The sequence below is a fragment of the Pseudomonas sp. GW823-FHT06E10 genome (assembly GCF_058794995.1).
In genome coordinates this window covers 138,110-151,521 of the sequence record NZ_JBXAHJ010000005.1, presented here as the reverse complement: position 1 = coordinate 151,521, position 13,412 = coordinate 138,110, and the positions used below count along the sequence as shown (strand labels likewise).

The following is a 13,412-nucleotide window of genomic DNA, read 5'->3' as shown; positions in this document are numbered from 1 at the left end:
TGCCGGCCCCTTCGCGAGCAAGTCCGCTCCCACATTGGCTCTTTGTGAACATCATATTTGTGTTCGACAGAGGACCACTGTGGGAGCGGGCTTGCTCGCGAAAGCGGTTTCAGCGGCTCAGATACATCCGGGTCGTCAGCAAATAGACCGGCAACCCCGACACCAATATCAACAACGCCGCATAAGGCGCCGCCGCCGCAAACTCCACATTCGCGGTATGCGCCCAGACTTCCGTCGCCAGTGTATTGAGCCCGGTGGGGCTCAGCAGCAAGGTCGCCGTCAGCTCCTTCATCGCATCCAGGAACACCAGGGCAAAAGCCGCCCCCAGCGCCGGGAAAATAATCGGCAGTGTCACTCGGCAGAAGGCACTGAATGACGAGGCTCCCAGCGTGCGCGCCGCCTCCTCAAGCTGCGGTGCCGCCTTGTTCAGGGCGGTGCGGATCGGCGCCTGGGCCAGCGGCAGAAACAGCAGGGCATAGGCGATCAGCAGCAATGCCGAAGTCTGGTAAAGCATCGGCACGTAGTGCAGTGCGAAATACACCAGGGTCAGGGCAATGACCAGCCCTGGCAGCGCATGCAGCAGATAGGGCAGGCGCTCGGCCCAGATCGCCAGTTGGCCTTTGTAGCGCACGACCAGCAGGCCGACCGGCACCGCCAGCACCAGGCACAGAGCGGCGCCACCCAGCGACAGAGCGAGGGACGACAGCAATGCTTCGCCGATTGCCGCTACGGGAAAGGCTGCCGATGTTCCTACCGCCAACCAGTAGACCAGCATCCCCAGCGGAATCCCGCTGCCAATGATTGCCAGCAACAGGCAATAAAGCTGTCCCGCCACAGCCCAGGGTCCCAGTTGAACCTGTTCCGCGCGTCGCGCCGCACCCTGTCCGGTGCGCACGTGTCGACCCTTACCGCGCACGCGCAGCTCCAGCCACAGCAGCGCCAGGCACAACATCAGCAGTACGGCGGAGAGCATCGCCGCGTTGGCATTGCTGAACTCCAGCTCGAACTGCTGATAGATCGCCGTGGTGAAGGTTTGCAGGCCGATGATCGACAAGGCGCCGAACTCCACTAGCATGTGCAGGGCAATCAGCAACGAGCCCGCCAGCAACGAAGGCCAGAGCAGGGGCAGGGTGACGCGAAAGAACACGCCCCAGCGATTTTGCCCCAGTGTGCGAGCCGACTCTTCCAGGGATGGATCGAGATTGCGCAAGGTTGCCGCCACGGGCAGAAAGATCAACGGATACTTGGACAGGCTCATCACCAGGATCGCCCCGCCGAGCCCTTCGAAATGAGCGCTGAGGGAAACCCATGTGAAGCTGCTGACAAAGGCCGGTACGGCAAATGGCAGGCAGAGAATCACGCCCCACAATCGTCGGCCCGGCAGATTGCTGCGCTCGAGCAACCAGGCCAGCGAAAGGCCGACTACCCCGCAAACAATGGTGACGCCAATCATCAATGCGAGTGTGTTGCGCAGCAAGCCGAACACATAAGGTCGCCATAGCAAATGCAGTGCTTCTGCCCAGCCTGCTTGCCAGGCTTTGAGTCCGACATAGGCCAGCGGCAGGAAGCTGAGGACGACCAGCAGCAAGACCGGCAACATCAACCCTATCGGTGGACGCTTGCGGCGGGGCGCGTTGTTGCTGCGCAGACTGGTGGCAGATAGCGATGCGCTCATCAGTTCAAGCCAACGTCACGTTCCAGGTCCAGGGCTTCTTCGGCATTGCCGAGGTCGGCTGGCGTGACTTTCGGCGCTTGCAACTCGCTGAATGGCTTGAGTCCGCGATCAGACTCCATGCCTTTGTGCAGCGGGTATTCGGCGGTGGTCTGGGTGATCACGCGCTGGCCTTCCTCGCTGGCCATGTAGGCGAGCAACTGCTGTGCTTCCTTGGGGTGTTTGCTGGATTTGAGCACAGCAGCACTGGAAACCGTGATCAGTCCGCCGACATCGCCACCGCTGAAGTAATGCAGTTTCGAGTCGAGCTGGCCTTTTTCACGCTGCAGGGCGAACCAATAGTAATTGTTGACGAGTACGGTGGCGACTTCGCCATTTTCCACCGCTTTCAATGCAACCATGTTGTTGCTGTAGGTCTTGCCGAATGCACGCAGACCGGTCAGCCACTCTTCGGCTGCGTCCATGCCGTGCACCTTGATGATCGCGACCGCTTGCTCCTGGAAGGCGCCGCTGGTGGGTACGAAGCCGACCTTGCCTTGCCATTTCGGGTCGGAAAATTCCATCACCGAGGTCGGCAGGTCTTTTTCATCGATCAGCTTGGGGTTGAACGCAACGACGCGCACCCGGGCGGTCACGCCAATCCAGGTGCCGTTGCCGGCGACGTATTCCTTGGGCAGAACGGCCAGTGTGGCGTCATCAGTCTTGGCCAGCAGGCCTTGTTCGCCGAGTTTGTTCAGGGGTGGCGATTCTTCGGTGTAGATCACGTCGGCGGGGGAGCGATCGCCTTCTTCGACGATCTGGCTGGCGAGCTGGTTGCTGCTGCCTTTGCGCACATTGACGTGGATCCCGGTCTTGGCTTCGAAGGCCTTGGCGACCGCGTCGCCGACTTCTTTGTGCTGGCCGTTGTAGAGAGTCAGGGCAACCGGATCGGCGGCTTGGGTGAGGGGAGTGGCGAGTGCCAGGCCGAGGAGGGTGGTGATCAGGCCGCGGCGCAGGGTATTTCGAAACATCATTCGCAGGGTTCCTCACTGTCACATTGCAAAAACTTGTAACAATGATAAACGATATTGTTTCTCAAATGCGCCGATAAATCCTGTAGGAGCGAGCTTGCTCGCGATGGGCGTGAACGAAAACGAGGGGTGTCTGGAGAAATACTTCGCCTGTACATTCATCGCGAGCAAGCTCGCTCCTACAGGGGGAGGAGGCGTGTTTTTAAACCCCGGAAACGCAAAAACCCGCTTTCGCGGGTTTTTGTGAAATCCAAGGTCGTAACCTTGAATTTGAATTGGTGCCCAGAAGAAGACTCGAACTTCCACGACCGTAAGGTCACCAGCACCTGAAGCTGGCGTGTCTACCAATTTCACCATCTGGGCATTCATCTTCAGCGTTGCCGCTGTTGATGTGGCGCACTATACGGAGAGCGTTTTGATCTGTAAACCCCTGATTTTAAAATTAATAAATCAGTGGTCAAAAATGCAAAAACCCGCTTTCGCGGGTTTTTGTGTGAGCCTTGAAATTGAACTAATCTCAAGCTCGAAATTGGTGCCCAGAAGAAGACTCGAACTTCCACGACCTTGCGGTCACCAGCACCTGAAGCTGGCGTGTCTACCAATTTCACCATCTGGGCAGTATCGGCAACGTTGTCCGTCGTCGATGGCGCGCACTATACGGAGCGTCTTTTTAACTGTAAACCCCCGGCCTCAAAAAAACCTGAAAAAATTCACCAACGGTCTGCAATTCAGCTTTGAGGTGTCGATACAGGGCTTTAGATGGGTCGTCTTAGCTTGAAATTTCCCGTTTCATTACGCCTATGCCAAACTAACCCGCATATAGACAAGGTGAAAACTCTCTAATGGCCGATTGGCAGTCCCTCGATCCCGAGGCCGCTCGTGAAGCGGAAAAATATGAAAACCCTATTCCTAGCCGCGAACTGATCCTTCAGCACCTTGCTGATCGAGGTTCGCCTGCTAACCGCGAGCAACTGGTCGAAGAGTTTGGTCTGACCACAGAAGACCAGATCGAAGCCCTGCGCCGCCGTCTGCGCGCCATGGAGCGCGATGCACAACTCATCTATACCCGTCGCGGCACTTATGCACCGGTGGACAAGCTTGACCTGATCCTGGGTCGCATCAGCGGTCACCGCGACGGCTTCGGCTTCCTGGTGCCGGACGACGGCAGTGACGACCTGTTCATGAGCCCGGCGCAGATGCGTCTGGTGTTCGATGGTGACCGTGCCCTGGCCCGGGTATCCGGCCTGGACCGTCGTGGTCGCCGCGAAGGCATGATCGTCGAAGTGGTGTCCCGCGCTCACGAAACCATCGTCGGCCGCTACTTCGAAGAGGGCGGCATCGGTTTCGTGGTTGCGGACAATCCGAAGATCCAGCAGGAAGTGCTGGTGACGCCGGGTCGTAACGCCAACGCGCAGATCGGTCAGTTCGTCGAAGTGAAGATCACTCACTGGCCGACGCCACGCTTCCAGCCGCAAGGCGACGTGGTTGAAGTCGTGGGCAACTACATGGCGCCGGGCATGGAAATCGATGTTGCCCTGCGTACCTACGACATTCCTCACGTCTGGCCTGACGCCGTGCTCAAGGAAGCCGGCAAGCTCAAGCCGGAAGTCGAAGAGAAAGACAAAGAGAAGCGCATCGACCTGCGTCATCTGCCGTTCGTCACCATCGACGGCGAAGATGCCCGCGACTTCGACGATGCGGTCTATTGCGAAGCCCGTCCGGGCAAGCTGCGCCTGTTCTCGGGCGGCTGGAAGCTGTACGTGGCGATTGCCGACGTATCCAGCTACGTGAAACTCGGTTCGGCGCTGGATGCCGAAGCGCAGGTTCGCGGCAACTCGGTGTACTTCCCCGAGCGCGTGATTCCGATGCTGCCTGAGCAGCTGTCCAACGGTTTGTGCTCGCTGAACCCGCAAGTCGATCGCCTGGCCATGGTTTGCGAGATGACTATCTCCAAGTCCGGTGAAATGACCGACTACTGCTTCTACGAAGCGGTGATTCACTCCCATGCGCGCCTGACCTACAACAAGGTCAGCGCGATGCTGGAAACGCCGAAAGCCACTGAAGCTCGCAAGCTGCGCGGTGAATACACCGACGTGGTGCCGCACCTCAAGCAGCTGTACTCGCTGTACAAGGTGTTGCTGGCGGCCCGTCACGTACGTGGCGCGATCGATTTCGAAACCCAGGAAACCCGGATCATCTTCGGTTCCGAGCGCAAGATCGCCGAAATTCGTCCGACCGTGCGCAACGATGCGCACAAGCTGATCGAGGAGTGCATGCTGGCGGCCAACGTGGCCACCGCCGAATTCCTGAAGAAGCACGAAATTCCGGCGCTGTATCGCGTTCACGATGGCCCGCCACCGGAGCGCCTGGAAAAGCTGCGCGCGTTCCTCGGCGAGCTCGGCCTGTCCCTGCACAAAGGCAAGGACGGTCCGTCGCCGAAGGATTACCAGGCACTGCTGGCCGGCATCAAGGATCGTCCGGATTTCCACCTGATCCAGACTGTCATGCTGCGTTCGTTGAGCCAGGCGGTGTACAGCGCCGATAACCAGGGCCACTTCGGCCTGAATTACGAGGCGTACACCCACTTCACTTCGCCGATCCGCCGCTACCCGGACTTGCTCACGCACCGGGCGATTCGCAGCGTGATCCATTCGAAGCAGGACACCCCGCACGTTCGCCGTGCCGGTGCGATGACCATTCCGAAAGCGCGCATCTATCCGTACGACGAAGCGGCCCTGGAGCAACTCGGCGAGCAGTGCTCGATGAGCGAGCGTCGTGCCGACGAAGCGACCCGCGACGTAGTGAACTGGCTCAAGTGCGAGTTCATGAAAGATCGCGTTGGCGAGTCGTTCCCGGGTGTGATCACCGCCGTGACCGGTTTTGGTCTGTTCGTCGAACTGACCGATATCTACGTCGAAGGCCTGGTGCACGTCACCGCGCTGCCGGGCGATTACTACCACTTCGATCCTGTGCACCACCGCCTGGCCGGTGAGCGTACCGGTCGCAGCTTCCGCTTGGGCGATACCGTGGAAGTGCGCGTCATGCGCGTCGACCTCGACGAACGCAAGATCGACTTCGAGATGGCCGAGAAAACCATCAGCGCGCCGATCGGCCGCAAGAAGCGTGGTACCGAAAGCACAGCACCCGCTGCGAAAGTCGAAGCAGAACCGGCCCCGGCGAAAACCGGTCGTCGTCCTGCCAAGGAAAAGGCTGTAGAGGCCTATCGCCCGAGCGATGCAGCGGCGAAAAATGCCGAAGTGCGCAAAAGTCGTGAAATGAAGCAGGCGTTGCTCGCCGGTGCGAAAAGCGGCGGTAAAGCGGCGTCTGGGGGAAAGACCAGTCGGTCGACGCCTGACAAGGCCGTCGGCGGCAAGCCAGCCAAACCGAGCAAACATCGTAAAGGCCCGCCAAAAGCGGGCTCGGCTCCAGCCAAGAGTGGCGGGGCGCGTAAACCTAAGGCCAAGCCATGAGTCAGTTGGAAAAGATCTACGGCGTACATGCTGTAGAAGCGTTGTTGCGTCACCACCCGAAACGCGTGAAGCAGATCTGGTTGGCCGAAGGTCGCAATGACCCTCGGGTCCAGACGCTGATCGAACTGGCCAACGAAAACCGGGTGCAGGTCGGTCAGGCCGAGCGCCGTGAAATGGACGCCTGGGTTGAAGGCGTACACCAGGGTGTGGTCGCGGACGTGAGTCCGAGCCAGGTCTGGGGCGAGGCGATGCTCGACGAGCTGCTCGATCGCACCGACGGCGCACCGTTGTTGCTGGTGCTCGACGGTGTGACCGATCCGCACAACCTCGGCGCCTGCCTGCGCTCCGCCGATGCGGCGGGCGCGCTGGCCGTGATCGTGCCGAAGGACAAGTCGGCGACTCTGACTCCGGTTGTACGAAAAATCGCCTGCGGTGCGGCGGAAGTGATTCCGCTGGTTGCCGTGACCAACCTGGCGCGCACCCTGGAAAAGCTCCAGCAGCGCGGCTTGTGGGTTGTCGGCACGGCCGGTGAAGCTGAGGTCAGCCTGTATGACCAGGATCTGACCGGCCCGACCATCCTGATCATGGGTGCCGAAGGCAAGGGCATGCGTCGCCTGACCCGCGAGCATTGCGACTATCTGGTCAACCTGCCGATGGCCGGTAGCGTCAGCAGTCTCAACGTTTCCGTGGCGACGGGTGTCTGCCTGTTCGAAGCGCAACGTCAGCGCAGCGTCAAAGCCAAGGCTGCTGCCAAGAAGTCCTAAGCTCGACGCAATCAAAATGTGGGAGCGGGCTTGCTCGCGAAAGCGGAGTAACATTCAGCAAAGATGTTGGATGTAGTACCGCATTCGCGAGCAAGCCCGCTCCCACATTGGTTATGCGTTATGTTGAAGATTGGTGGTTCGAACGGACTGTTCAAATAATCACCAATTACCTTGCGCCTCCCTCGCCCCTTCTCTACAATTGCGCCCCTTGCTGTGATGGCAGGCACCAACGTGTCTAGCGTCCGCAAGTCCATAAGTGTCATTCACTCCTTGTCTGACCGCTTTTGAGCGGCAGGCTACAACCCGTAAGGAGCATTCATGCGTCATTACGAAATCATCTTTTTGGTCCACCCGGATCAAAGCGAGCAAGTCGGCGGCATGGTTGAGCGTTACACCAAGCTGATCGAAGAAGACGGCGGCAAAATCCACCGTCTGGAAGATTGGGGCCGTCGTCAACTGGCCTACGCAATCAACAATGTTCACAAGGCTCACTACGTGATGCTGAACGTTGAGTGCACCGGCAAGGCCCTGGCCGAGCTGGAAGACAACTTCCGCTACAACGATGCAGTGATCCGTAACCTGGTCATCCGTCGCGACGAAGCCGTTACCGGCCAGTCCGAGATGCTCAAGGCTGAAGAAAACCGCAGTGAGCGCCGTGAGCGTCGCGACCGTCCTGAGCACGAAGGCGCTGAAAGCGCTGATAGTGATGACAGCGACAACAGCGATAACGCTGACGAGTAATCCACGGACCTTTTAAGGAGCCAATTACATGGCACGTTTCTTCCGTCGTCGTAAATTCTGCCGCTTCACCGCTGAAGACGTGAAAGAGATCGATTACAAAGATCTCAACACTCTGAAAGCCTACGTATCCGAGACCGGCAAAATCGTTCCAAGCCGCATCACCGGTACCAAAGCTCGTTATCAGCGTCAGCTGGCCACCGCTATCAAGCGCGCCCGCTTCCTGGCCCTGCTGGCCTACACCGACAGCCACGGCCGCTGAGACCGGGCAGTCGACACGTAGCAAAGGATTGAATGCATGCGGGCCATAGCTGAGTTCATCATGCGCGGCCGTATGCAGGCCACTCTGGTAGTGGCTGGATGCGCGGCATTGCCGTTGTTGTATTGGTTGGGTGCTGCCGCCGGATGCCTTGTGCTCCTGCGGCGCGGATTGAGGGACGCCCTGGGCGTTCTTGCTCTGGGACTGCTGCCGGCATTGGCCTGGTGGCTTTACTCCGACGACCCACGGGCACTTCTGGTGCTGCTGGGGTCTGCGAGCCTTGCGTTGGTTTTGCGCGCAAGCGAGTCCTGGAACCGCGTGCTGCTGGTCAGCATAGCGATGGGGGTGGTGTTTTCAGTGGTGTTGGGGACAGCTTTTGCTCCCCAGATCGAGATGCTGGCGCAGGCTTTGATCAAAGTCATGCCGTCGCTACTCGGTGATGTCTACCAGAAGTTGTCGGTAGACGAACAAGCGCGTTTCGCGTCCCTGATTGCACCGGTCCTGACCGGCCTGATTGCGGCGTTGTTGCAAATCGTCAGCTTGCTGAGCCTGCTTGTCGGGCGTTACTGGCAGGCGTTGTTGTACAACCCGGGCGGTTTTGGTCGCGAGTTTCGCGCCATCCGCATCCCGCTGTTGCCGGCGATGTTGCTGCTGGCGTGCATGCTTCTGGGGCCGAATCTCGGTTCACAGATGGCCATGTTGACGCCGTTGTGCAGCGTACCGCTGGTGTTCGCCGGGCTGGCCCTGATTCACGGGCTGGTGGCGCAGAAGCGACTGGCCAGGTTCTGGCTGGTGGGGTTGTACGTGACGCTGTTGCTGTTCATGCAACTGATCTATCCGTTGCTGGTGGTCCTGGCCATCGTCGACAGCCTGATTGATTTTCGCGGTCGTTCGGCACCGAAAGATGCCGATAACGCGAACGGTGAAGGTTAAAAGTTAAGAGGATTTTCACATGCAACTGATCCTTCTGGAAAAAGTCACCAACCTGGGCAACCTGGGTGACAAAGTGAACGTTAAGGCTGGTTACGGTCGTAACTACCTGCTGCCTTACGGCAAAGCTACCGCTGCGACCCCAGCCAACCTGGCTGCGTTCGAAGAGCGTCGCGCTGAGCTGGAAAAAGCTGCAGCAGATCGCAAAGCATCGGCTGAAAGCCGCGCTGCCCAACTGGCCGAGCTGGAAGTGACCATCACTGCCACCGCTGGCGACGAAGGCAAGCTGTTCGGTTCGATCGGTACTCACGACATCGCTGACGCACTGACCGCCTCCGGCGTTGAAGTGCAGAAGAGCGAAGTTCGTCTGCCGAACGGCACCATCCGCAACGTAGGCGAATTCGACGTAGCCGTGCACCTGCACGCCGAAGTTGAAGCCACCGTACGCGTTGTCGTGGTAGCAGCTTAAGCAGCACTTGTCGGCTGGCACCCTCGGGTGCTTGCCGGTAACATCGGGCACGATCCTGTTTACAGGTCGTGCCCTTTGTCTTTCTGAAACTACTGCTTTTTATCACCAAGAACCAAGTGGCCATGAACGATATCTCCGCTCCTGAGCAATACGATCTGCAAACCGCCGCGCTGAAAGTGCCGCCGCATTCCATCGAAGCCGAACAGGCTGTGCTCGGTGGTCTGATGCTGGACAACAACGCTTGGGAGCGTGTGCTCGATCAAGTCTCCGACGGCGACTTCTATCGACATGACCACCGCCTGATTTTCCGTGCGATCGCCAAGCTGGCCGATCAGAACATGCCGATCGACGTCGTGACCCTGTCCGAGCAACTGGACAAGGAAGGACAGACTTCGCAAGTCGGTGGCCTCGGTTACCTCGGTGAACTGGCGAAAAACACCCCGTCCGTCGCCAACATCAAGGCCTATGCGCAGATCGTTCGCGAACGGGCGACGTTGCGCCAGCTGATCGGTATCAGTACCGAAATCGCCGACAGCGCGTTCAACCCTGAAGGTCGCACTGCCGCCGAGATTCTCGACGAGGCTGAACGGCAGATCTTCCAGATCGCCGAGGCCCGACCGAAAACCGGTGGCCCGGTGGGCGTCAACGACCTGCTGACCAAGGCCATCGACCGCATCGACACCCTGTTCAACACCGATAACGCCATCACCGGCCTGTCTACCGGCTACACCGACCTCGACGAGAAAACCAGCGGCCTGCAACCGTCCGACCTGATCATCGTCGCTGGCCGTCCATCCATGGGTAAAACGACCTTTGCGATGAACCTGGTGGAAAACGCCGTGTTGCGCAGCGAGAAGGCCGTCCTGGTTTACTCCCTCGAGATGCCAGGTGAATCGCTGATCATGCGTATGTTGTCTTCCCTGGGGCGAATCGACCAGACCAAGGTCCGTTCCGGCCAGCTGGAAGATGACGACTGGCCGCGCCTGACCTCGGCGGTCAACCTGCTCAACGACCGCAAGCTGTTCATCGACGATACCGCCGGCATCAGCCCGTCGGAAATGCGTGCCCGGACCCGGCGTCTGGTGCGTGAGCACGGCGAAGTCGGCCTGATCATGATCGACTACCTGCAGTTGATGCAGATCCCGGGCTCCAGCGGTGACAACCGGACCAACGAGATTTCCGAGATCTCCCGATCCCTCAAAGCCCTGGCCAAGGAATTCAACTGTCCGGTGGTGGCGCTCTCGCAGCTCAACCGTTCCCTGGAGCAACGGCCAAACAAGCGCCCGGTGAACTCCGACTTGCGGGAATCCGGAGCGATCGAGCAGGACGCCGACGTGATCATGTTCGTTTACCGCGACGAGGTGTATCACCCGGAGACCGAGCACAAGGGCATCGCCGAAATCATCATCGGCAAGCAGCGTAACGGGCCGATCGGTTTTATCCGCCTGGCGTTCATCGGCAAGTACACCCGTTTCGAGAACCTGGCGCCGGGTAGCTATAACTTCGACGATGACGAGTAATTTGTAGCGTCTGATCGGTCCTCATCGCGAGCAAGCTCGCTCCCACAAGGATCACGCCGAACTTGTGGGAGCGAGCTTGCTCGATGGGGTCGCCGCAATTTCCGACCATGGTCGTCGGAATTGGTCAAAATTTGTGCTATATTCCGCGCCCGCGAAATTCAATGAAAGCCAACACCGGTTATCGACATGCAAGCAGCCAAGCCGTTATTTGACTATCCCAAGTACTGGGCCGAATGTTTCGGGCCAGCGCCGTTCCTGCCCATGAGCAGGGAGGAGATGGATCAGCTCGGCTGGGATTCCTGCGACATCATCATCGTCACCGGTGATGCCTACGTCGACCACCCGTCGTTCGGCATGGCGATCATCGGCCGGCTGCTGGAGTCCCAGGGCTTCCGCGTCGGGATCATTGCCCAGCCGAACTGGCAGTCCAAAGACGATTTCATGAAGCTCGGCGAGCCGAACCTGTTCTTCGGTGTCGCGGCCGGCAACATGGACTCCATGATCAACCGCTACACCGCGGACAAGAAAATCCGTTCCGACGACGCGTACACGCCGGGTGGCCTGGCCGGCAAGCGTCCGGACCGCGCCAGCCTGGTCTACAGCCAGCGCTGCAAGGAAGCCTACAAGCACGTGCCGATCGTGCTCGGCGGCATCGAAGCGTCCCTGCGCCGCATCGCCCACTACGACTACTGGCAGGACCGTGTGCGCAACTCGATCCTGATCGACGCCAGCGCCGACATCCTGCTGTACGGCAACGCCGAGCGTGCGATTGTCGAAGTCGCCCAGCGCCTGTCCTACGGTCACAAGATCGAAGACATCACCGACGTACGCGGCACCGCGTTCATCCGTCGTGACACACCGCAAGGCTGGTACGAAGTCGACTCCACGCGCATTGACCGTCCGGGCAAGATCGACAAGATCATCAACCCGTACGTCAACACCCAGGACACCCAGGCCTGCGCCATCGAGCAGGAAAAGGGTCCGGTTGAAGATCCGCAGGAAGCCAAGGTCGTGCAGATCCTGGCCAGCCCGCGCATGACCCGCGACAAGACCGTGATTCGTCTGCCGTCGGTGGAAAAGGTCCGTAATGACGCAGTGCTCTACGCTCACGCCAACCGCGTGTTGCACCTGGAAACCAACCCGGGCAACGCCCGTGCCCTGGTGCAGAAGCACGGCGAAGTCGACGTCTGGTTCAACCCTCCACCGATTCCGATGACCACCGAAGAAATGGACTACGTGTTCGGCATGCCTTATGCGCGCATTCCGCACCCGGCGTATGGCAAGGAGAAGATCCCGGCCTACGACATGATCCGTTTCTCGGTGAACATCATGCGTGGCTGCTTCGGCGGCTGCACCTTCTGCTCGATCACCGAGCACGAAGGCCGGATCATCCAGAACCGTTCCCACGAGTCGATCATTCGCGAAATCGAAGAAATTCGTGACAAGGTCCCGGGTTTTACCGGCGTGATCTCCGACCTCGGCGGCCCGACCGCGAATATGTACCGCATTGCCTGCAAGAGCCCGGAAATCGAATCCGCGTGCCGCAAGCCATCGTGCGTGTTCCCTGGCATCTGCCCGAACCTGAACACCGACCACTCGGCGCTGATCCAGTTGTACCGCAGTGCCCGTGAATTGCCGGGTGTGAAGAAGATCCTGATCGCTTCCGGCCTGCGCTATGACCTCGCGGTCGAATCGCCGGAGTACGTCAAGGAACTGGTGACCCACCACGTCGGCGGCTACCTGAAGATCGCCCCGGAACACACCGAGGAAGGTCCGCTCAACCAGATGATGAAACCGGGCATCGGCAGCTATGACAAGTTCAAGCGCATGTTCGAGAAGTACTCCAAGGAAGCGGGCAAGGAGCAGTACCTGATTCCGTACTTCATCGCCGCCCACCCGGGCACCACCGATGAAGACATGATGAACCTGGCCCTGTGGCTCAAGGGCAACGGCTTCCGTGCCGACCAGGTGCAGGCGTTCTACCCGTCGCCGATGGCCACCGCCACCGCGATGTACCACTCGGGCAAGAACCCGCTTCGCAAGGTCACCTACAAGAGTGACGCGGTGACCATCGTCAAGAGCGAGGAGCAGCGCCGACTGCACAAGGCGTTCTTGCGTTATCACGACCCGAAAGGCTGGCCGATGCTGCGTGAGGCACTGACCCGCATGGGCCGCGCCGACCTGATCGGGCCGGGCAAGAACCAGTTGATTCCTTTGCATCAGCCGTCGACTGACAGCTACCAGAGCGCCCGTCGCAAGAACTCGACGCCGGCGGGCAGCCATAAGGTTGCAGGGGAAAAGACCACCAAGATCCTGACCCAGCACACCGGCCTGCCACCACGTGCCAGCGATGGCGGCAACCCGTGGGACAAGCGTGAACAGGCCAAGGCTGCGGCGTTCGCCCGCAACCAGCAGGCGGCCAAGGAACGCAAGGATGCGGCCAAAGGCAAGGGGCCAAAGCCGACCCGCAAGCCGGTCGTGCCGCGCTAAGCCTCGCTTGAACTGAACAGAACGCCAACCTTCGGGTTGGCGTTTTGCGTTTCTGGAGGAGTAAAGGCTGTATCACAGCCTGAAAGTGGG

The 13,412-nt window shown here is 59.6% G+C and carries 10 protein-coding genes and 2 tRNA genes; 8 read left to right on the top strand and 4 right to left on the bottom strand.

Going from position 1 to position 13,412, the window contains the following annotated elements; genetic code table 11:
• Positions 1-109: 109 nt before the first annotated feature.
• The 4 genes from AC1Q6Y_RS10380 to AC1Q6Y_RS10365 all read right to left on the bottom strand — a co-directional run bounded on the left by AC1Q6Y_RS10380 (position 110) and on the right by AC1Q6Y_RS10365 (position 3,299).
• Positions 110-1,675 carry an ABC transporter permease gene (locus AC1Q6Y_RS10380; RefSeq protein WP_223501882.1) on the bottom strand — a complete coding sequence of 522 codons (1,566 nt, stop codon included), beginning with the start codon at positions 1,673-1,675 and terminating at the stop codon, positions 110-112.
• Positions 1,675-2,685, bottom strand: a complete 1,011-nt coding sequence (locus tag AC1Q6Y_RS10375) for an extracellular solute-binding protein (RefSeq protein WP_090452819.1) — start codon at positions 2,683-2,685, stop codon at positions 1,675-1,677. Before AC1Q6Y_RS10375 ends, AC1Q6Y_RS10380 begins: the two co-directional genes overlap by 1 nt.
• Before the next feature lie 273 nt (positions 2,686-2,958).
• Positions 2,959-3,045, bottom strand: a tRNA-Leu gene (locus tag AC1Q6Y_RS10370).
• Between the two features lie 167 nt (positions 3,046-3,212).
• Positions 3,213-3,299: transfer RNA gene (locus tag AC1Q6Y_RS10365), tRNA-Leu, on the bottom strand.
• Between the two features lie 225 nt (positions 3,300-3,524).
• On the opposite strand from AC1Q6Y_RS10365, the gene rnr reads away from it, so the two are divergent.
• The 8 genes from rnr to AC1Q6Y_RS10325 all read left to right on the top strand — a co-directional run bounded on the left by rnr (position 3,525) and on the right by AC1Q6Y_RS10325 (position 13,322).
• A complete protein-coding gene (gene rnr / locus AC1Q6Y_RS10360; protein ID WP_223501883.1) occupies positions 3,525-6,152 on the top strand; it encodes a ribonuclease R in 2,628 nt (875 codons plus the stop codon).
• The gene (rlmB, locus tag AC1Q6Y_RS10355) at positions 6,149-6,916 is read left to right on the top strand and encodes a 23S rRNA (guanosine(2251)-2'-O)-methyltransferase RlmB (RefSeq protein WP_007973273.1); all 768 of its coding nucleotides are present in this window, start codon (positions 6,149-6,151) and stop codon (positions 6,914-6,916) included. The genes rnr and rlmB overlap by 4 nt, the downstream gene beginning before the upstream one ends.
• A gap of 318 nt (positions 6,917-7,234) precedes the next feature.
• Positions 7,235-7,657 carry a 30S ribosomal protein S6 gene (rpsF, locus tag AC1Q6Y_RS10350; protein WP_008048087.1) on the top strand — a complete coding sequence of 141 codons (423 nt, stop codon included), beginning with the start codon at positions 7,235-7,237 and terminating at the stop codon, positions 7,655-7,657.
• A gap of 28 nt (positions 7,658-7,685) precedes the next feature.
• Positions 7,686-7,916, top strand: a complete 231-nt coding sequence (gene rpsR / locus AC1Q6Y_RS10345) for a 30S ribosomal protein S18 (protein ID WP_002551829.1) — start codon at positions 7,686-7,688, stop codon at positions 7,914-7,916.
• Positions 7,917-7,952: 36 nt separating this feature from the next.
• Entirely contained in the window at positions 7,953-8,846 is an 894-nt protein-coding gene (locus AC1Q6Y_RS10340) for a YybS family protein (protein ID WP_056725445.1), read from the top strand.
• 19 nt (positions 8,847-8,865) lie between these two features.
• On the top strand, positions 8,866-9,312 hold the full coding sequence (gene rplI / locus AC1Q6Y_RS10335; RefSeq protein ID WP_007973276.1) for a 50S ribosomal protein L9: 447 nt from the start codon (positions 8,866-8,868) through the stop codon (positions 9,310-9,312).
• A 122-nt stretch (positions 9,313-9,434) separates the two neighbouring features.
• Positions 9,435-10,832, top strand: coding sequence for a replicative DNA helicase (gene dnaB, locus AC1Q6Y_RS10330; RefSeq protein WP_056725443.1), 1,398 nt, complete (start codon positions 9,435-9,437; stop codon positions 10,830-10,832).
• Between the two features lie 186 nt (positions 10,833-11,018).
• Positions 11,019-13,322, top strand: a complete 2,304-nt coding sequence (locus tag AC1Q6Y_RS10325) for a YgiQ family radical SAM protein (RefSeq protein WP_007994999.1) — start codon at positions 11,019-11,021, stop codon at positions 13,320-13,322.
• The last annotated feature ends 90 nt before the right edge of the window (positions 13,323-13,412 follow it).